This window comes from Coraliomargarita algicola, from assembly GCF_033878955.1.
Taxonomy (GTDB): domain Bacteria; phylum Verrucomicrobiota; class Verrucomicrobiia; order Opitutales; family Coraliomargaritaceae; genus Thalassobacterium; species Thalassobacterium algicola.
On sequence record NZ_CP138858.1, the window covers coordinates 3,154,819 to 3,172,495 of the forward strand.

A 17,677-nucleotide genomic window follows, 5' to 3' on the forward strand; every position below is an offset into this window, starting at 1 on the left:
TAGCCAGTGCGACCATACTGCGACTCCTAAATCGAGTGAGCTGGGAACATCGAACGTCCAACATCGAATGATTGTACCCTTATTCAAAATTGGACGTTGGATGTTGAACGTTCGACGTTCTCCCCCTCTCTACTCCCCACTCTCGCGCGTAGCGTGGTCCGCGACGATGTCGCGCAGCACGTATTGGAGAATGCCGCCGTGGCGGTAGTATTCGACCTCGATGTCGGTGTCGATGCGCACGGTGAGCTCGACTGTTTGTGTGCTGCCGTCGGTTTTTTTGATTTCCATCGGGACGGTTTGCCCGGGCTTGAGGGTGTCGCTGAGACCGGTGATCGAAAAGGTCTCTTCGCCAGTTAGGCCGAGCGTTTCGTCGTCCACTCCTGCGGGAAGTTGGAAGGGCAGTACGCCCATGCCGATCAAATTGCTGCGGTGGATGCGTTCAAAACTCTTAGCGACCACGGCGCGCACGCCGAGTAGGGCGGTGCCTTTGGCCGCCCAGTCACGGGAACTGCCCATGCCGTAGTCTTCGCCAGTAATGATGATCAGGCCGGTGCCGCGCTGCTTGTATTGCTGGCAGGCATCGTAGATGTCCATCGGAGTGCCTTCGGGCATCAGCTTGGTGTAGCCGCCTTCCTTGCCGTCGGCCATTTTGTTTTTGAAGCGCACGTTGGCGAAGGTGCCGCGGGTCATGATGCGATCATTGCCGCGGCGGGAGCCGAAGCTGTTGAAATCTCTTTTGGCCACGCCATGCTCGGCCAGATAGCGGCCGGCGGGGCCGTCTTCCTTGATCGCGCCTGCGGGCGAGATATGGTCGGTAGTGATGGAGTCGCCGGCGATCGCGAGTGGGCGCAGGTCTTTGAGATCGGTAATGGTGCCTGGCTCCATGCTAAAGCCTTCGAAGAAGGGCGGGCTTTGAATGTAGGTGGATTCGCTGTCCCACTCGTAGCTGTCGCCAGTCGAGGATTGCACAGCGTTCCACTCGGGGTTGGCGTCGTCGAGTTCGCCATATTTGCTGCGGAACATTTCCGGTTTGAGCCCCGAAAGTACCAGCGCCTCGATCTCCTGGTTGCTGGGCCAGATGTCTTTTAGGTAGATGGGCTTGCCATCGTTCCCATTGCCGATGGGTTCGTTGGCGAGGTCGATGTTGACGTTGCCGGCGAGGGCGTAGGCGACCACCAGAGGGGGCGACATCAGGAACGAGGCTTTGAGGGCGCCATGCACGCGGGCTTCGAAGTTGCGATTGCCAGAGAGCACGGAGGCACCGATGATATTGCCTTGCTTGAGGGCGTCTTCGATGGCGGGGTCCAGGGGGCCCGAGTTGCCGATGCAGGTGGTGCAGCCGTAGCCAACCAGTTGGAAGCCGAGGGCGTCCAGATCATCCTGTAAGTCGGTCGCTTTTAGGTAGTCGGTCACTACGCGCGAGCCTGGTCCGAGTGATGTTTTGACCAGTGGATTGACCTTTAGGCCTTTCTCGCGCGCCTTGCGGGCGACGAGGCCGGCGGCGATCATGACTGAGGGATTAGAAGTGTTGGTGCAGCTGGTGATGGCCGCAATCAATACTTGGCCGTGAGCGATTGGGGGCAGCTTCGCGGGATCATGTACTTCCGCTTGACCAGGCGTGGCTGGGCGATTGGCCACCATCTCGGTTTCGTTCATGGCGGCTCCTTCGTCGTTAGAGAGGTCAGTGACGCCACCGGTGGGTTCATCGCGGCCGCCTGCGGCGACCGGTGCCGTTACCCGCACTGTTTTGCTGAGGTCGCCTTGGGGGATGCCGAAGCCACCTTCAGAGGTGGGGGCGCTCAATAGCGTCGTGAATTTTTCTTTAAGCGCGGGCACCTCGATCCGATCCTGGGGCCGCTTGGGGCCCGAGACGCAGGGCACGATGGTACTAATGTCGAGTTCCATGTCGACGGAGTAGTCGATTTCGCCCTTTTGTGGAATACCAAACATGTTCTGCGCTTGGTAGTAGCTGCGAATGCGCTCGATCTGTGTCTCTTCGCGGCCTGTGAGGCGCAGGTAGTCGAGTGATTTTTCATCGACGGGGAAGAAGCCCATGGTGGCGCCGTATTCTGGTGCCATATTGGCGACCGTCGCGCGGTCGGCCAGGCTGAGTTGGGCGGCGCCATCGCCGTAGAACTCGACAAATTTGCCCACCACTTTGGCTTCGCGCAGCATTTGGGTGATGCGCAGGGTCAGGTCGGTGGCGGTGGTGCCTTCGGGCAACTCGCCGGTGAGGTGTACGCCAACGACTTCTGGAGTTTGAAAATAAACAGGTTGGCCCAGCATGCCGGATTCCGCTTCGATGCCGCCCACGCCCCAGCCGACAATGCCGAGGCCGTTGATCATGGTGGTGTGGGAGTCGGTGCCGACCAGTGTGTCGGGGTAGAGGATTCCGTCTTTTTCGAAGACCACCTTAGCCAGGTGCTCTAAGTTGACTTGGTGCACGATGCCGATCGCGGGAGGCACAACGCTGAAGGTATCAAATGCTTGCTGGCCCCACTTTAGGAATTGGTAACGCTCCTTATTGCGGCTGAATTCGATCTTCAAATTTTCCAAAAATGCGTTGGCCGAGCCTGAGCGGTCGACTTGTACCGAGTGGTCGACCACTAAATCAACGGGCACCAGTGGCTCGATCAGGGCAGGGTCTTTACCCAGTGCAGCGACGGCATCGCGCATGGCGGCGAGGTCGACTAGCAGTGGCACGCCGGTGAAATCCTGTAACACGACGCGCGAGACCACGAAGGGAATCTCTTTGCTGCTACGCTCGCTCGCGCTCCAGTTGGCGAGCACTGTGACATCTTCCTCTTTGACCTTTTTGCCGTCGCAGTTGCGCAGCACTGATTCGAGCACGATGCGAATGCTGACCGGTAGGCGGGAAATACAGCCTATGCCCGCTTCGTTTTCGAGGGCGGGAAGGCTGTAGTATTTTGAGCCGTTGAGCTCCTTGAGGACTTTGAATGGATCGTTCATAATTGGTTCGAAATTAAGACGAATGCCTGCCGGAGGTGGCGTCATGAATGGACTCGCCGGAAGTGGCGAGTCCATCGAAAACTAGCGATGCGGGCTAAGCGCTTATGCCAGCGCGGCCTTAATGGCATCGAAGTTAGGCAAATCGTGAGGATCATCTGAAGATTCGCTGTAGACGATGACGCCCTTTTCGTCGATCACGAAGGCGGAGCGTTTGGAGACGCCCTTGAAGCCTAGGAGATCGGAGTAGCATACGTCGTAGGCGGTGGAGACTTCTTTGTTGAAGTCGCTAAGTAGGGGGAATTGTAGGTTGTCGACTTTGGCCATTTGCTCTTGGGCAAAGGGGCTGTCGACGGAGATGCCATACACCGCGGCATTCAGGTCGTTGTAAGCGGTGATGCTCGAGCTCACGTCGCACATTTCCTTCATGCAGACGCTGGTGAAAGCGAGTGGGAAGAAAAGTAAGACAGTCTTTTTCTTGCCGAAATTATCACTGAGAGTGACATCGGCGAGGCCGTCGTCGTTCTTAGTCTTGAGTGTGAAATCAGGTGCGGTCGTGCCAGTTGCAAGTGCCATGGTCGTATGTATGAGGGTGGTTGGTTTTGTATTCGTGAAAGAATGTGTTAATAAAACGCAGTCTATGCGTCTTGTAAAGTGTCGCCTAGGATTGTTGCGGTGTTTTCTCTGCTAGGAAGACCGCGCCGACAATGCAGCTGCTGCCTAATGCTAGTCGAGCGAGGGCAGCGCCGTTGATTTCGGAGATTTCTCCGAAGATGAAGAGTGAGCAGGCCATTGCGAGGGGGACCACCGCATTGTTGCAGGCGGCAAGTGTGCCAGCGCTGCTGAGTGCCGCGCCTTTGTTCCAGAGGAAGAAGCCTAGGCCGGAAGCGACGAGACCTAGGTAGATGAGCACTTGGATTTGCTTGGCATCCACTTGTGTCTTGCCCCAATCAGTGAACAGCGCGCAAGCGGTGAGTGCTACGGCGATGCCGCCGATGTATAGGAGAGCAAACGCTTCGTGGTTTTTACAGGTGGGGTGCTGTAGTTTCCAGTCGCGGTAGTAAACTTGTCCATAACCGAAGGCCAGTCCTGCGATTTGCATGAGTCCAAAGCCGATCCAGATGGAGCCCGTCGAGCCGGATTTTGCTTTGATGATGGCGGCGCCCAGAATGGATAGCAGGGCTGCGTAGAGGTATCTGCGGTGGAATTTGCGCTCTCGGCAATCGTTGATGAGGACCACATAGAGTGGTGTGAGGATGGAAAACAGTGCAACGAGGTGGGAGGGGATGAATTGGAAGGCTTTGATGTATGCCACGTACATTACGCCAAACTGCACGGCACCGCAGCCGATTAGTTTTAAGTGGCTGCCAGTAGGCACCTTGGACCAGCGGAGGAAGGGTAGGAAGGCGAGGCCCGCTATGCTCAAGCGTATGGTGGCAACGAAAATCGAATCGATTCCGGTGAGTGCGTTGCCGATGAGTCCGAAGGAGAATGCCCAAATGAGTGAGACGATTGCGAGGTAGAGCATGGTGCTGGCCTAATAAAAAAGCCCCAGTAAACTGGGGCTTTGTATTAAATTCGAGGCTATGTTGCCTAGCGGTGTGCCTTAGTTGCCTGTGTTTGGGCTAACTACTCGGATGCTTGGGTCTTCGGGAGTGATCTCTGGTGCAGGAATCTCGATAATGACTGTGGGACTGCTTGAGCTGTCAGTTGGTATGCTGTTCTTGATCTTGTCGAACAGGGCTTCGAAGGCAGGGTTTCTGCGAGGTAGGCGTATGATGACTGTGTTGGTTGCGGGAACTGCTTCAATCTTAACATCGTCCACTTCCATGTTGTATTCTTTTTCACCTTCGCCGCCTTCGCTGTAGGCGATGTCGCCACTGTAGCGTGAGATCATGTCGACTCTGCCATCAATGTTCTTCACGGATAGCGTGAACTCGTTGGTGTCAGCATTGTAGCGTAGGATGATTGTGAAAAATGTGCCGCGAATCGCTGCGGTGCCCAGTGGTGTGTTCACCATGAAGTTGGAGCCTTCGCTCAATTTCTTGACGTGTCCGTTGAGTTTGCCGTAGTTGAGCTCTAGCATCGTTTGAGATTTGCTAGGGTCTGCTTGCAATTGCTCGTAGCTTTGATTGCCGCTAAAAGCTTCTTGCTCCATTTTTGTAATGGTGATGCTGGTGTTTTCCTCGACGGTCAGTTCGGATCCATTTGAAAAAACGAGCTTCGCCCAGCTGAGTGCGGTCGCGCTGATGGCATCGCCTTGAGTCAGGATGTCGCCGGCCTTGAGTTTGCTGTGTTTACCGTTGGCGGAATACTTCGTAACTGTGCCCGCGATTTCGAGTACTTTAGCGCTCGCTAGCTGCGCCGCTTGAGCAGAAAACGCACTGAGGGCGAGTAAGCAAAGAATAGTAAATGGAATTCGTAGAGTCTTCATAGCAGAGTTACGTTGTTTGTAGAGAGTATTGAATATGTGGACTTTGCTCTATTTCTTTATTCTTTCAAGCTTTTTCCCCGTTCTGAGGAGAGGTATTCCACCTATTTTACGAAACTGTAGCGATTCTTTTAGCTTTTCACCTGAGAGGCATTTGTTTTGTTTGCAACTCTATGACAAAATTTCGGCCCTGTATCGACCTGCACCATGGCAGCGTAAAGCAAATCGTAGGCGGGAGCTTAAGTGCTGATGAGCGGGGGCTCTTGACCAATTTTGAGAGTGATCAACCAGCAGGCTATTATGCTAGTTTATACAAGGCGGACCAGCTGCGTGGGGGGCATGTGATCAAGTTGGGCCCAGGTAATGATGTTGCGGCGCGTGAGGCGCTGGCGGCATATCCGGGCGGCTTGCAGATTGGTGGTGGCATTCATGTGGAAAATGCAGTGGACTGGCTGCGCGCAGGCGCAAGTCATGTGATAGTGACTTCCTGGTTGTTTGACAGTTCGGGGTGCTTTTTAAAAGAGCGACTGGACCAACTGGTGGCTGAGGTCGGCAAAGAGCGGCTGGTGCTGGACTTGAGTTGTCGTGGGCAGGGGGAAGGCTGGGTGGTGGCTATGAATCGCTGGCAAACGCCGACCGACCTGAAGGTGGATGTTGCGACGATTCTTGAATTGGCGGGCTATTGCGATGAGTTCTTGGTGCATGCCGCTGATGTAGAAGGTAAATGTGAGGGCGTGGACGTGCGCTTAGTTGAGTTTTTGGGGCGGCATAGTCCCCTGCCTGTTACGTATGCTGGTGGGGCGAATGCTTTTGAGGATCTTGAGCGCGTCGACCGTCTGAGTGGCGGCAAGGTCGATCTGACAATTGGGAGTGCATTGGATTTGTTTGGGGGATCGCAGATCCGCTACGCCGACTGCGTCGCGTGGAATCGGGGCCTTTGAAGTATGTGAGCATTGCTCGCTTAACTCTTGGACAAACGCATTCGACAAACTTGAGAGGATGTCCACTATGGTGTGACTTATGAAAATACAGCGTGTCGCGATGGCGATGATTATCGTCTTTTTGACCTTCTATTTGCTTTATCTTGGGCAAGCTCTGCTCTTGCCACTCGTGATTGCGGGGGCGGTGGCTTATTTGATTAGTATTTTGGCGCACGCGATTGCGTCGCCTATTTTTCGGGGGCTTTCTGTGCCAAAGCCGATTGCTATGTTTCTGGCGATTGCGATCATCCTATTGTCGCTCTCTTATTTGGTGCAGTTGATCACGGTGAACATTAAGAGCGTGATCGAGGTGGCGCCAGTGTATCAAAAGAATTTGGAAGCTCTGATCTATAAGGGCTATCGCCTGTTCGGTGCGGAGGAGGTGCCTAATATTCGTGAGTTTCTCAATCAGTTGGATTTCGGCGCCTACCTGCAGAGTTTCGGTGCGACGGTGCGAGCTCTGGTGAGTAGCATGGGCATTATTACGGTTTATTTGATCTTCCTGCTTTTGGAACAACGCACGTTCGGCGATAAGATGAAGGCGATCATTCGTCATCCCGAACGTCAGAAAGATGCCTTTGAGTTGATTGATAAGATGCGTTCGGATATACGCAGTTATGTGGGGATCAAAGTGCTCACTAGCGCGTCGACTGGATTGATTAGTTATTTTGTGCTTAAGATCGTAGAGGTGGATTTTGCGAGTTTCTGGGCGGTGCTGATCTTTTTGCTCAATTTCATTCCTACCATCGGCTCGATTATTGCCACTGCATTTCCATCAATGCTGACATTGGTACAGTTCGAGACCTTAGGGCCCTTCATCGTCACCGTTTCGGTTTTGACGGCAGTGCAATTTTGCATTGGCAGTTTACTGGAGCCTAAGTTGATGGGAAATCGTCTGAATCTGAGTCCGATTGTGATCCTACTGTCGTTGGGCTTGTGGGGCTCGATTTGGGGCATCCCGGGCATGTTCCTCTGTGTGCCGATCACTGTCATCATCATGATTATTTGCTCGTATTTTCCTGCGACTCGCCCAGTGGCGATCTTATTGTCGGGCAATGGAGAAGTCGTTAGTGGTGTGAAAAAAGAAGTGTTAGAGTCCTAGAACTTCCGACTCCTATTGACAGCGTGAATGCGCTGCTTTTCTCTACCTCACCTACCACTTATTACTACTATCATTTATCCTACCATATGAAGAAATTACTAGCCGCCAATCGCAGCGAGATCGCTGTACGTATCTTTCGCAGTGCAACCGAACTGGGCTATCGCACTGTTGCCGTCTATGCGAATGAAGATCGCTTTGGCGTGCACCGCTTCAAGGCGGATGAAGCGTATCTGGTGGGTAAAGGGCAGGGCCCCGTGGCGGCTTATCTGGATATCCCGAGCATTATCGATTTGGCGAAGAAGAAGGGCGTCGACCTGATCCATCCCGGTTATGGCTTCCTTTCGGAAAACGCTGATTTTGCGCGTGCCTGTGAGGAAAATGGTCTGACCTTTGTCGGCCCCAGTGCGGAGCTTTTGGGGCGCATGGGTGACAAGATTGAAGCGCGTAAGATTGCGGAAAAGGCAAAGGTGCCGACCTTGCCAGGCACGCAGGACCCCATTAGTGATCGCGACGAAGCAGTCAAAATCGCGAAAAAAGTGGGCTTTCCGTTGATCATTAAAGCGGCCTTTGGTGGTGGCGGACGCGGTATGCGCGTGGTGAAAGATCCTAAGGATTTAATTCCGCTGCTGGACGAAGCACAGGGCGAGGCAGGCCGCGCTTTTGGAAATGATGCGGTCTTTCTTGAGCGCTATATTGGTCGCGCGAAACACATCGAAGTTCAAATCTTGGGCGATAAGCAGGGCAACGTTGTGCACCTGCACGAGCGCGACTGCTCGGTGCAGCGTCGTCACCAAAAGGTCATCGAGATCGCACCCTCGGTGGGCCTTCCGGATGATGTGCGTAAAGACCTCTGCGATGCGGCCGTCAAGATCGCCAAGTCCATTGGCTACTACAATGCCGGCACTGTTGAGTTCTTGTTGGATCTGGATACTCACGAGTGGTTCTTCATCGAAATGAACCCACGCATCCAAGTGGAGCACACGGTGACGGAGGTGATTACTGGCATCGATATCGTGCGCACACAGTGCCTCATTGCCCAGGGGTATAGTCTCTTTAGCGACGAGATCGGCATCCCTGCGCAAGAGGATGTGCCACGCAACGGTTACGCCATCCAGGCTCGCATCACCACGGAAGACCCTGAGAAAAATTTCGCACCTGATTACGGTAAGATTGTCAACTACCGCAGTGCCGCCGGCCTGGGCATTCGCCTCGACGGCGCCATGGGCGATACCGGGGCAGTGATTACTCCCTTCTACGATTCCTTGCTGGTCAAGCTCACCGCTTCTGCGCGCACCTTTGAGCTCGCGATCCAGCGTATGGACCGTGCGCTGCGTGAGTTCCGTATCCGTGGCGTGAAGACTAATATCCCCTTCATCGAAAACGTCATTCACCACGATACCTTCCTCACTGGAGAGGCCATCACGACGTTGATCGATACCACGCCGGCGCTCTTTAACTTCAGCCGCCGTCGTGACCGCGCCACTAAGCTACTCAAGCTGCTCGGGGAGACCATCGTTAATGGCAACGATCAAGTGAAAGGCCGTCCCGTGCCGCTGATGGATTTGCCTGTGATCGTTCCTGACTACGATCCCAAGCAGCCTAAGCCCGCGGGCACTAAGGACTACCTGACCAAGCACGGCCCCGAGAAATTTGCCGAGTGGACGCGTAAGCAAAAGCGCCTATTGATCACCGATACCACCATGCGCGATGCGCACCAGTCTCTGCTGGCCGCACGCATGCGCAGCTCCGACCAGCTGGAAGTGGCCGACGCGATCGCGCAACACGGTGACAAACTCTACAGTCTTGAATGCTGGGGCGGTGCCACCTTCGACACTTCCATGCGCTTCCTGCATGAGAATCCATTCAAGCGCTTGCGTCGTCTGCGGGAACGCATCCCCAATATCTGTTTTCAGATGTTGCTGCGCGGCGCCAACGGGGTCGGTTATTCCAATTATCCGGACAACGTCATCCGTGGCTTCATCAAGCACTCCGCTGAGTGCGGCATGGATATCTTCCGCGTCTTCGATTCGCTCAACTACTTGCCGAACCTCAAGGTCGCGATGGACTCGATTCGCAAGGATACCAATTCCGTGTGTGAGGCGACTATTTGCTACACCGGTGATATCCTCAACGACGATCGCGACAAATACACCCTCGAGTATTACGTCCAAATGGCCCAGGAGCTGGAGAAGATGGGTGCTCACATCATCGCGCTCAAGGACATGTCCGGGCTCTGCCATCCGCACGCAGCCTATAAATTGATCAAGGCCCTGCGCGCTGCAGTGGCGCTGCCAGTGCACTTCCACACGCACGACTCCAGCGGTATCGCCGGTGCGTCTATTATCAAGGCAGCCGAAGCAGGCGTTGACGCGGTCGACCTTTCGATCGCTTCGCTCTCCGGACTCACCGCACAGCCTAACCTGAACTCGATTATCAACGCCATGCGTGGCGATAAGCGCGATACCGGTCTGGATCAAAAGTTCTTCGACGATCTCTCCATCTACTGGGAGGCGATTCGCCAATACTACGAGCCCTTCGACACCAGCCCCAAGTTTGGCAGTGCCGAAGTCTATCGCCACGAAATGCCAGGCGGTCAATACACTAACCTGCGCGAGCAAGCCCGCGCCCTCGGCCTCGGTGCACGCTGGCCGGAAGTGGTGCGTTATTACCACGAGGTCAATGAAGTGCTCGGCGACATTGTCAAAGTCACACCGTCTTCCAAAGTTGTGGGCGACCTGTCCATGTTCCTGCTGACCAAGGGCGTTGAGCCCAAGGATATGGTCAACCTCGAGCCCGGCACCGCATTTCCTGAGTCGGTGGTCGACATGCTCTCCGGTGGCCTCGGCCAACCCAAGGGCGGCTGGCCCAAGGATGTGCAAAAGGTCGTGCTCGGTGATCGCAAACCTTACAAAGGCCGCCCCGGCGCCCGCGCCGAAAAAGTCGATCTCGCGGCGACTCGCGAAGAGGTCAAGGCGATCACTAAGCGCAGCGAATGCAACGACGATGATCTCTACGCATACCTGATGTATCCACAGGTCTTCAAGGATCTGGTCAAATACATCAACGAGTATGGGCACGCCCGCGTGTTGCCGACTCCCGCGTTCTTCTACGGTCTCAAGCCCGGCGAAGAAATCTCGGTCGAGATCGAAGAGGGCAAGGTGCTCATTATTAAACTCATCTACGTCAGCGAGCCTGACAAAGAAGGCCTGCGCACACTCACCTTCGAGCTCAACGGCCGTGCCCGTGAGTGTGTCATCAAGGACCACTCGATTCAGTCCGAGACTAAGCGCCGCGTCAAAGCCGACTCTGCGGATAAGATGCAAGTCGGTGCACCCATCCCTGCGATGGTGAGTGCAGTGACGGCTACCGTGGGCCACAAGGTGAAGAAGGGCGACAAGCTCGCCATACTGGAAGCCATGAAGATGCAGACGACCGTCTACGCACTCGCCGATGGTATCATCGATCAAGTCGAAGTTCAGGCCGGCGACCAGGTCGAGAGTAAGGACCTCTTGGTCAAGCTGCGCTAATCGTCGGATCCGTCGTAGTTTTTCAGCAGCCCCTGTATCGCGCATCGCGGTCAGGGGCTGTTTTGTGCGAGCGGGCTAGAGCAATCTTAAGAAGTTTGCTGAGATATTAACGCATGATTTTTCGTTTAAATGTAGCGGACTCGCGAAGCGATTTCGAGTTGCGGCAGCGCTACAACCGTCGGTCGAAACGGCTTCGCCGATCCGCTACACCAGCAGATTTTTTATCAGCTTTTTTCTGAATATGGCTCTAGTGAGTAATTTTTGAATATGGCTATTGCACGACGCGGCCGTCTAAAGACGGAACTCCGAACCTGCTCAGACGTAGAATCCAGCACGTATCCGTTTAGGAGTCCCGCCTTTAGGCCAATGCCTTTAAGGATTGGATTTTAGTTAGCGCAATCATTTAAGACTCGTACTTTTAGGACGATTGCTTCTTTTGTATGAATGAGCGCATCCACCTCCTTGTGTTTACCGTTGTTTTCTAATTTTCCAGCTGCCTTTGAGGAGCTATTTAGCCGTGAGAGTTGCGCTCTGATTTTCGCGCAGCACGGTCCTCGCGGTGGTGGCCAAGCCAAGTTAAATGGCTGGGAATGGTTGATGTCCAGGGTCTACCATGAGTTGGCACGTTCGGGTACTTTCTCGTCTAATACCAAGGCGGTATCCGGAGTGCGCATCTCGGACAGCGCGCTCAGCCAGCGGGCCTTGTCGATTGGCGAGAAGCTGATCGAAGAGATACTGCCTATCGCGCTACGTCCGTTAGCCGACCGTGAGCGAGATGTGCAGGCCTTTTATCATGCATATCGGTTGGTGGCCATCGACGGGACTCGTTTCAATTTACGTAATACCGGAACCATTAATGAACAGGCTTCAAAAGTGGCTTGCAACCGCGGTAGCGGTGAACCTGCTTTCGCGCATTTGCTGGCAGTTGTCCTGGTGGAATTGGGTATGCACCAACCTTTGGGCACCCGTTTAGGCTGGCAAGGCGAGGGCGAGTTGACACTCGCGCGGCAACTGTTTGCGGCTCAGGATCTGCCCGAGCGCAGTCTGCTTTTAGCCGACCGACTGTTCGGTTATCCTTCGCTGATCTGGGGACTCTGGTCAATGCTCCGGCGCACACACAGTTACGTTCTGGTTCGGATAAAGTCTAATCTCAAAGCCAAGCGCACGCGGCAACTCGCGGATGGTTCATGGCTAGTCGAAGTCAAAGCGGTTGATCCATCCACACGCAAGAAGGTGGGGGTACTCGAACTACGTGAGATCTATGGTCGAGTCTGCTATGAAGACCAGAATGGTCACCGTTCGTGTCTTCAAATACGCTTGTGGACGAGTCTGCTCGATGACACCACCAGCCCAGCCACAGAACTGATCGCCCTTTACGCCGCACGCTGGGAGGAAGAGTTATTCTTCCGAGAACTCAAAAGCCACCTGCACGCCCGCGGAGAACTACTTGACGCACTCACTCCGCAAACCGCAGCCCAAGAAGTGCTCGCGATGCTCTTAGCGGCCGCGCTGATCGCCAAGCAGCGCCAAAGCGTCGCTTCTGCCGCAGGCGTTGAGCCCTTGCGCATCAGCTTTGCCAAGGTTTTGCACAAGACAGCCGCACTGTGCGAGCTACTGCAAGTCGGTGCAGACTTGATCACCCCGCAAGCGCTGGCTCAGTGGATACAGCGACTCTTAGATGATCTTATATATGATGCCGTTATTAAAAAACGAAGACCTAGAACTTGCCCCAGAACCCTACGACAACCCACAAAAGACTGGCCAAAAACTAAAGTTGCCCAGTCAAAACGAGTTGTCAAAACTATAGAAGTCACCAATCCTTAAAGACATTGGCCTTTAGGTGGAATGCTCTGCGCCGCGCGCTTGCAACGGCGCCTCGCATCTCATTATACTCTCGTGACGTAAATTGCTGTAAGCCTTAAAACAACGGAAAATTCATGGAGCCCAAGACTGTCGATTACCAGAAGCGCATTTGCTGCGCGATGAATTTTATCAGCCAGAATATTGAGCGTGAGCTCTCACTGGAGGAGATCGCGGCGTCCGCGTCCTTTTCTGCCTTTCATTTTCACCGTATATTCAAGGCCTCCGTCGGCGAGACGGTTGCTAGCTTTACGCGTCGTCTGCGGCTAGAATCCGCGGCCAGCCGACTGATTGCCACGCCGAACGGTGATATCACCACCATCGCGATGGAGTGCGGCTTCTCTAGTTCGCAGAATTTTGCGAAAGCCTTTCGTAAGCACTTTAGCCTCACCCCCACCGAGTATCGTCATAGCAAGATTGGACACACGCTCAGCAAGAACGAAAACGCATCTCTTTTTCAAATCAGGTATGATGTAGATTCAGTCACAAGGAATCTATCCAACCTAACGAAGAAAATGAAAATGAATACAGAAGTTAAAGTTCTACCAGAATCTGAAGTTGCCTATGTCCGCCGGATGGGGGCCTATGGCAAAGAAACCTGCCAGCCGGCATTTATCGAATTAATGGAGTATGCGGGGCCTCGCAATTTAATCGCTCCCGGCAAGATGCTGGCGATCTATTGGGACAACCCCGAGGTCACGCCCGCGGAGAAATGCCGTTTTGATGCCTGCATCATGGTGCCCGCTGGCACGGTCGCAGAGGGGCAGGTCTGTATTCAGACAATCCGTGGGGGCTCCTATGTGGTGCATCATGCCGAAGTGACGGAGGATGCCTTTCAGCAGGCCTGGCAAGATGCCTTTGTCTGGCTGTGCGATAGCGGATTCGAGGCCGGAGATGGCCCTTGTTTTGAGCTCTATCAGAATAACGGTATGGAGCACCCCGAGGGGAAGTGGTTGGTCGACATCTGCATCCCACTCAAAGAAAAAGTTTAATCAACCATATGAGAGCTGCGAAATGAGTGATATTGATCAAGACATTCAAGAGTTACGTGCCCGTTTAAAAGAGGGCTCCATTCGAAACGCGTATAAGGGAATTGTATCCTATATGGCTCGATTGCGATCCGCTTTGGCTGAACAACATGGTCCACGTCAGGTATCAGGGATGTACCAAGGCTATTTGGATATCACTCATTTCGCATTTTTTCCCGAGCCGCTGAAGGAGCGTGATCTTAAGCTGACAGTTCTCTTTAATTTCGAAACATTCACCTTCGAGGTTTGGCTCACTGCACGGAATCGTGAAGTGGGCAAACGTTACTGGGGATTGTTACGGGAATCTGGATACAATCAGCATCCACTGCTTGAGCCCGCTGTGGGGAATGTAGCTATCGTGAAAGCGATACTGTCCGATGATTTTTCGCTGGCCGATGAAGCCCGTTTGACGGAGCAGCTCACGCAGGGGCTCCTTGTTTTTGAGCGTGAGATTGTCGCGTCTTTGAGTGCTGTGGACGCGCGGTAAAGCTATCTGAAAATTCCAACGATAGACCGAATAGACACTAGGCGCGCTGTCGTCGCCAGCGGCGTATCGACATCCAGACTCCTGTGATCAGCAAAATGAGGCCTGCCAAACTGCTCACGGCCCAAAAGAGTCGCCCCCACCAAGGGAAGGGGTGCCCCGTGTGCAGGATGTAAAAGTAGCGGCGATACCAGCCAACGGGTCCGGTCGTCGTGACGTCAAATTCACTATGCAATTGGCCGCTGGTCGGCGCCACTGAGAGCTTGAGATTGCCGCCGGGATGGAATTCGTGGTGCTGCTTTAGATGAAAGATGTAGGGGCGTTTGGCATTGCGGGTGCCTTGCACGCCACGAATCTCGGCGTCCGGATAATTTGCCTGCACCCAAGTCGCGGCCTCGGCGAGTGTTACCCATTGTTCCTGGGCGGGAGCTGTCTCAACGATCAGTTGGGGCGCTTCGAAGCGGGAGGGCTGTTCTTGCAGCTTGTCCAGTTGCTGGAAAATGAATTTCCCCCAAGTGAAAGTGATACCTGTCAGGGCAAACACGCACAGGGGGAGTAATGCGATCAGGCCCAATGCATTGTGCCAATCGAGGGCGCGGCCCCTCCGCCAAGCGCGGCTAAAGGTGCGTCCGCGCATCGGCCACCACAGAATGAGTCCGATCAACGAACTGATCGCCAGGATGAGCGAGCTGGCTCCGACGCTCCAGCGCCCCCACTTCTTTAAAGTCAGGGTGCGGTGCAAGTCTTCCATCAGGCGAATGAAAGTCGGATTATCAAACTCGCGGGTGATCTTGCCGGTATATGGATTAAGGTAGGCGCGCAGACTGCGTTCGGGACTGCCGTCGCTGGGCATTTCACGTGCGAACGCAAGATAGGCGGCGTCTCCCGATTCGGGGACTTGGAGATAGTTTAACAGTAGCGGAGGCTGGGCTTGCTCGTAGGTATGCAAGACTTCGCTCAACGACTTGGCGGGCCCATTTGCCTGGATGGCGTAGTGCTCCGGCTGCTCCCATTGGTAAAATTCCTTTTCAAAGGACAGCAGCACGCCGGTCACAAATACCACCAGCAACGGCAAGGCCGCGATCCAGCTCAACCAAAAATGTAGGTGAAACCAGATCGGGCGTTGCCGTTTGGGGGCTTTGTTTGTTTCGGGCCTTTTCCTCATGCAGTTCTTTTAAAACTGAATGCGGGCACCGAGTGCAAAGAGAATTCCTGGATCTTCCTGCGTGGCGTTGTTGCGAGTGGTGGAGCCATCTGATTCCTCGCGGACAGAAGAATAGCCGAGGTCTTTTTCGTTTAACAGATTCTCGATACGACCGAATAACATCAAGTCCTCTGTGACTTGCCAGCTAACGGCGGCGTCGATGTGGAAAAACTCCTCGAAGGTTTCCACTTCACGCACGCCGGCGTCGTAGAATTCACGTTGTGAGCCGGAATCGTAGAGGGCAGTCGTGGTGAGTTCCCAATCCTCGGCAAAGCGCCAGCTGAAACCGAGCGATGCCGTGTGTTCTGGCAGCGGGGAGAAGCGTAGGTCGAGATTTGTCGCGGCTGGATTGGTGCTGTCGACGCGACGGTTTTTGAGGCTGGTATATCCGGTGAAGAGCTTGAGCTCCTCAGTGGCTTGCCATTCCAACCAAGCTTCGAAGCCTTTGGATTCGCCCTCGTCATAGTAAGGTGTGCCGGTGCCAGTATTGGCAAAATTGAAGATTCGGGATTCGGTGGTGTCGAAGTAAGTGAGGCGGATGGAGCCGTTGCCTTCTAACAATTGGAAGTTACGCTTCCAGCCGATTTCCAGCGTTTCGGATTCGGATGGGTCCAGACCATCGGCTGGAGCACGATCCAAGAAACTGCCGCCGCCCCACCAGAGGTAGAACGCTTTGTTCAAGCGGTAGCCGGTAAAGTGACTTACGTGGAATTGCCCTAAGGCATTGAGGTTCACTGCCGCGCCGACGTTGTGCGCGACATGATAAATATTGCGGAAAGCGTTGTCGATTTGCGTGCCGCGCAGCCCGACATTGAGTGTGACTCGATCGTTCCAATTGAAGCTGTTGCGCGTATAGACACTGGTTTCGCCGAAATCATAGCGTTTTTCTGCATTGGTTTGATCGCTGAAATAATCATCCGAAAACTCAACGCCATTGATGGTTTCCATGCTCCATTCTTCGGAGAGTTCGAAGTGCTTCGAGAGATTGGTAAAGAGCTTAAAAGCTTCTTGTGGTCGGTCGCGTTCGCTGAGCCCCGTCGTATTATTGATCCGATTTTCACGGAAATAATTGTAGGTCGTACCGATGTCCCACTTCAAATCGTTGTCCATGACATGGTCGTAGCGTAGACCCACGAAAATATTATCTTTCTCTGTGTGGTAGTCGGATGCATTTCCAGTGTTGAAGTAGTTGTGGTCTTCCGTGCCGCCGATCAACAACAATTCTACGCGTCCTTTGTCATTGGGACGATAGCCGATCTTGGTTAGCCCGGAATACAATTCTAAATCTTGCAGCTGGCGCGAGTGGGTGTCGTAAGCATCCCCATAGTCGGCCTGCACCGTTTGTACGGCAGCGTAATAATCCCATTTGCCTTCACCTCCGGAGGTTTCTGCCATGCCGGTGATTTCACCGATGGTGTTGTATTCCACTTGCAGTCCGGAATAAGGATTCTCTGCACTGCCGCGTTTGATCTGCGAACGAATGGCACCGCCTGTCGCTTGGCCGTAACGAACACCCAGGGCACCGGTCTCGACGCCCATTTCTGTGAGTGCGATACTAGGTATGATACTGGAAAGCCCCGCGGTGTAGCCACCGTCTTCAGCCGAAACTGGCACCACATCAATGACCGGATAGTCGTCCACCAGCTGTACCACTCCCCAAGTCACCCCGCCACGAATTGAAACGGGCCCGCCAAAGCGGTCCTTATTGCTCAAGCCACCGTTCACTCCGGGAAGCAGGCGTAGGAGACTGTAGTTATTTACAGGTGTGAGTGATTCCACCATATCGCCTTCCAGACTAGTTTGCGTCATGGTCGCATCAAAGCCTCTGGCGGCTTCCCCCGTTAGAGTCACCTCTGAAAAGGTGGCTTTGATCGGGGCGGCGGCTTCATTGGTGTCTGCTTGTGAAACAAGCGGACAGATCGAAGTGCTGGCGAGGTACCCTAGGGCTAGATATGTGCGGGCAGATATTTTCTTAGATTTGATTTTAGCGAGCATATGCAATGAGATGGAGTCTCATTATCACAATGCAAGCGAAAAAACATTATGATCATTATTTAGTTAGTGACTCATTGAATGCCCGCATTGCTTTGTGCG

The 17,677-nt window shown here is 54.0% G+C and carries 12 protein-coding genes; 6 read left to right on the top strand and 6 right to left on the bottom strand.

Annotated elements, in window-relative coordinates; genetic code table 11:
- Positions 1–129 precede the first annotated feature (129 nt).
- From SH580_RS12775 to SH580_RS12790, 4 genes are all read right to left on the bottom strand, one after another.
- Positions 130–2,970 carry an aconitate hydratase gene (locus SH580_RS12775; RefSeq protein WP_319831248.1) on the bottom strand — a complete coding sequence of 947 codons (2,841 nt, stop codon included), beginning with the start codon at positions 2,968–2,970 and terminating at the stop codon, positions 130–132.
- 102 nt (positions 2,971–3,072) lie between these two features.
- Positions 3,073–3,543 carry a redoxin domain-containing protein gene (locus tag SH580_RS12780; RefSeq protein ID WP_319831249.1) on the bottom strand — a complete coding sequence of 157 codons (471 nt, stop codon included), beginning with the start codon at positions 3,541–3,543 and terminating at the stop codon, positions 3,073–3,075.
- 85 nt (positions 3,544–3,628) lie between these two features.
- Positions 3,629–4,495: an EamA family transporter gene (locus SH580_RS12785; RefSeq protein ID WP_319831250.1), complete on the bottom strand. Its 867-nt coding sequence runs from the start codon at positions 4,493–4,495 to the stop codon at positions 3,629–3,631.
- 78 nt (positions 4,496–4,573) lie between these two features.
- Positions 4,574–5,401, bottom strand: coding sequence for a FecR family protein (locus SH580_RS12790; RefSeq protein WP_319831251.1), 828 nt, complete (start codon positions 5,399–5,401; stop codon positions 4,574–4,576).
- 170 nt (positions 5,402–5,571) lie between these two features.
- On the opposite strand from SH580_RS12790, the gene hisA reads away from it, so the two are divergent.
- The 6 genes from hisA to SH580_RS12820 all read left to right on the top strand — a co-directional run bounded on the left by hisA (position 5,572) and on the right by SH580_RS12820 (position 14,382).
- The gene (hisA, locus tag SH580_RS12795; protein WP_319831252.1) at positions 5,572–6,339 is read left to right on the top strand and encodes a phosphoribosylformimino-5-aminoimidazole carboxamide ribotide isomerase; all 768 of its coding nucleotides are present in this window, start codon (positions 5,572–5,574) and stop codon (positions 6,337–6,339) included.
- A 79-nt stretch (positions 6,340–6,418) separates the two neighbouring features.
- The gene (locus SH580_RS12800) at positions 6,419–7,480 is read left to right on the top strand and encodes an AI-2E family transporter (protein WP_319831253.1); all 1,062 of its coding nucleotides are present in this window, start codon (positions 6,419–6,421) and stop codon (positions 7,478–7,480) included.
- Between the two features lie 86 nt (positions 7,481–7,566).
- On the top strand, positions 7,567–11,007 hold the full coding sequence (locus tag SH580_RS12805) for a pyruvate carboxylase (protein WP_308950007.1): 3,441 nt from the start codon (positions 7,567–7,569) through the stop codon (positions 11,005–11,007).
- Between the two features lie 444 nt (positions 11,008–11,451).
- Positions 11,452–12,831 carry an IS4 family transposase gene (locus SH580_RS12810; protein WP_319831254.1) on the top strand — a complete coding sequence of 460 codons (1,380 nt, stop codon included), beginning with the start codon at positions 11,452–11,454 and terminating at the stop codon, positions 12,829–12,831.
- A gap of 113 nt (positions 12,832–12,944) precedes the next feature.
- Positions 12,945–13,859, top strand: coding sequence for an AraC family transcriptional regulator (locus SH580_RS12815; protein ID WP_319831255.1), 915 nt, complete (start codon positions 12,945–12,947; stop codon positions 13,857–13,859).
- A gap of 22 nt (positions 13,860–13,881) precedes the next feature.
- A complete protein-coding gene (locus tag SH580_RS12820) occupies positions 13,882–14,382 on the top strand; it encodes a DUF7000 family protein (RefSeq protein WP_319831256.1) in 501 nt (166 codons plus the stop codon).
- 37 nt (positions 14,383–14,419) lie between these two features.
- Here SH580_RS12820 and SH580_RS12825 read toward each other — a convergent pair whose 3' ends face one another.
- On the bottom strand, positions 14,420–15,544 hold the full coding sequence (locus SH580_RS12825; protein ID WP_319831257.1) for a PepSY-associated TM helix domain-containing protein: 1,125 nt from the start codon (positions 15,542–15,544) through the stop codon (positions 14,420–14,422).
- Between the two features lie 9 nt (positions 15,545–15,553).
- Positions 15,554–17,578, bottom strand: a complete 2,025-nt coding sequence (locus tag SH580_RS12830) for a TonB-dependent receptor (RefSeq protein WP_319831258.1) — start codon at positions 17,576–17,578, stop codon at positions 15,554–15,556.
- Between the last annotated feature and the right edge of the window lie 99 nt (positions 17,579–17,677).

Coding starts and splice junctions, on each gene's coding strand:
- SH580_RS12775 (WP_319831248.1), bottom strand. CDS start 2,970: ATGAACGATCCATTCAAAGTCCTCAAGGAGCTCAACGGCTCAAAATAC.
- SH580_RS12780 (WP_319831249.1), bottom strand. CDS start 3,543: ATGGCACTTGCAACTGGCACGACCGCACCTGATTTCACACTCAAGACT.
- SH580_RS12785 (WP_319831250.1), bottom strand. CDS start 4,495: ATGCTCTACCTCGCAATCGTCTCACTCATTTGGGCATTCTCCTTCGGA.
- SH580_RS12790 (WP_319831251.1), bottom strand. CDS start 5,401: ATGAAGACTCTACGAATTCCATTTACTATTCTTTGCTTACTCGCCCTC.
- hisA (WP_319831252.1), top strand. CDS start 5,572: ATGACAAAATTTCGGCCCTGTATCGACCTGCACCATGGCAGCGTAAAG.
- SH580_RS12800 (WP_319831253.1), top strand. CDS start 6,419: ATGAAAATACAGCGTGTCGCGATGGCGATGATTATCGTCTTTTTGACC.
- SH580_RS12805 (WP_308950007.1), top strand. CDS start 7,567: ATGAAGAAATTACTAGCCGCCAATCGCAGCGAGATCGCTGTACGTATC.
- SH580_RS12810 (WP_319831254.1), top strand. CDS start 11,452: ATGAGCGCATCCACCTCCTTGTGTTTACCGTTGTTTTCTAATTTTCCA.
- SH580_RS12815 (WP_319831255.1), top strand. CDS start 12,945: ATGGAGCCCAAGACTGTCGATTACCAGAAGCGCATTTGCTGCGCGATG.
- SH580_RS12820 (WP_319831256.1), top strand. CDS start 13,882: ATGAGTGATATTGATCAAGACATTCAAGAGTTACGTGCCCGTTTAAAA.
- SH580_RS12825 (WP_319831257.1), bottom strand. CDS start 15,544: ATGAGGAAAAGGCCCGAAACAAACAAAGCCCCCAAACGGCAACGCCCG.
- SH580_RS12830 (WP_319831258.1), bottom strand. CDS start 17,578: ATGCTCGCTAAAATCAAATCTAAGAAAATATCTGCCCGCACATATCTA.